Source organism: Kaistella sp. (assembly GCF_032060305.1).
Taxonomy (GTDB): Bacteria; Bacteroidota; Bacteroidia; order Flavobacteriales; family Weeksellaceae; genus Kaistella; species Kaistella yananensis.
This window is the reverse complement of record NZ_DAMBHK010000040.1, coordinates 16,763-18,567: the sequence shown is the minus strand read 5'-3', so window position 1 is coordinate 18,567 and position 1,805 is coordinate 16,763. Positions and strand designations below refer to the sequence as shown.

The window sequence follows — 1,805 nt, the reverse complement described above, 5'->3', positions numbered from 1 at the left end:
CAAATGATCATTCACCATTCCCGTTGCCTGCATGTGCGCGTAAACAACGGTGGAGCCAAGAAATTTGAAACCACGTTTCTTTAAATCTTTTGCCAAAGCATCGGAAATTTCGTTTGTCGCCGGTACGTCTTTTAATGTTTTCGGATGGTTAATGATTGGTTTTCCGTTTACAAAACTCCAGATATATTCTGAGAAAGTCCCGAACTCTTTCTGAACTTCCAAAAATCTTTTCGCGTTATTCACCGTTGCCAAAATTTTCAGGCGGTTACGGATGATTCCGGGGTTCTGCATCAGTTCTTCTGCCTTTTCATCGGTATATTCTGCAATTTTGCGATAATTAAAATCATCAAAAGTAAGTTTAAAATTTTCACGCTTTTTCAGAATCGTGTACCATGAAAGTCCGGCCTGAAAGCTTTCAAGCACGAGAAATTCGAAAATGGTCTCATCATTATAGACGGGTTTTCCCCATTCATTATCATGATAAGCTCTGTACAAATCGTCTTTTTCGCACCAATTGCAGCGGATTTTTTCCATCGTATTCTCAATATTCGGATAAAATTAAAGGAAATATTTAATAAAACTTTATAAAACTTTTAACATCAATTAATCTAAAGCGGAATAATTGTTGGTACTTAACATAATATCAAATTAAATTATTCACCAAATCATTAATTTAAAATTATTATTATGGACAGACAAGATTATAACAATGCAGAAAACGCTGTTAACAAAGCAAAGTGGACCGTAAACGATTATGCAGACAGAGCTAAGGATTATATCCGCGAACAGCGCGACAGAAATGAAACCCCAACCGCTGAAGGATGGATGGAGCGTGCAAAAGATAATATCTCTGATGCATGGGAAGATACCAAAGATGCTGTTTCTGACGCGTGGGAAAAAACCAAAGACTGGACAGATGACGCCTGGGATAATGCAAAAGACGCAGGCGAAGATGTGAAGGCAGAATGGAACAAGAGCACCAATTAAGCAATTTCATATAGTTAGGAAGGAGAACCGTGAAAATGGTTCTCTTTTTTTATGCTTTAAACAATAAATATTCTAAATTTGTTGCAATTAAATAGAACTATTATGTCATACGGATTACTTAAAGGTAAAAAAGGAATTATTTTCGGAGCGCTGAATGACCAGTCGATCGCCTGGAAGGTTGCAGAAAGATGCCATGAAGAAGGCGCAGAATTTATTCTTTCGAATGCACCAATTGCAATGAGAATGGGTGAGATTGATGAACTTGCTGCAAAAACAGGTTCCGATGTCATTCCGGCAGATGCCACTTCTGTAGAAGACCTGGAAAAACTTTTTGCCCATGCACAGGAAAAATTTGGTAAAATCGATTTTATCCTCCACTCAATCGGCATGTCGGTGAATATTAGAAAAGGAAAAGCATATACCGACCTTAATTATGATTTCCTTGAAAAAGGCTGGGATGTATCATCTGTTTCCTTCCACAAAGTGATGAAAGCAGCCTGGGACAAAGATATTATGAATGAATGGGGATCTATCCTGGCATTAACTTACATCGCTGCGCAAAGAACCTTCCCGAATTATGGCGATATGGCCGATAACAAATCTTATCTTGAAAGTATTGCAAGAAGTTTCGGTTACTATTGGGGCGAAAGAAAAGTTCGTGTAAATACCATTTCGCAATCTCCTGTGATGACCAAAGCTGGTGCCGGTGTGAAGGGAATCAGCGGATTCTTCAACTTTGCCGACAGCATGTCTCCGCTGGGGAATGCAGATGCAATGGATTGTGCGAATTACTGCGTAAGTCTTTTCTCAGACCTTAC

The 1,805-nt window shown here is 38.8% G+C and carries 3 protein-coding genes; 2 read left to right on the top strand and 1 reads right to left on the bottom strand.

Translation table 11 applies throughout. The features are described from left to right. Window positions 1–534: DNA-3-methyladenine glycosylase I (locus tag V5N63_RS07220; RefSeq protein WP_332033411.1), on the bottom strand; the 534-nt coding region annotated here is incomplete at its 3' end. 153 nt (window positions 535–687) lie between these two features. Here V5N63_RS07220 and V5N63_RS07215 point away from each other — a divergent pair. Continuing rightward, window positions 688–987 (top strand): hypothetical protein, encoded by a 300-nt coding sequence (locus tag V5N63_RS07215; protein WP_332033410.1) that lies wholly within the window; start codon window positions 688–690, stop codon window positions 985–987. A 102-nt stretch (window positions 988–1,089) separates the two neighbouring features. After that, window positions 1,090–1,805 (top strand): enoyl-ACP reductase FabI (locus tag V5N63_RS07210; RefSeq protein ID WP_332033409.1); only part of this gene is annotated, 716 nt, incomplete at its 3' end.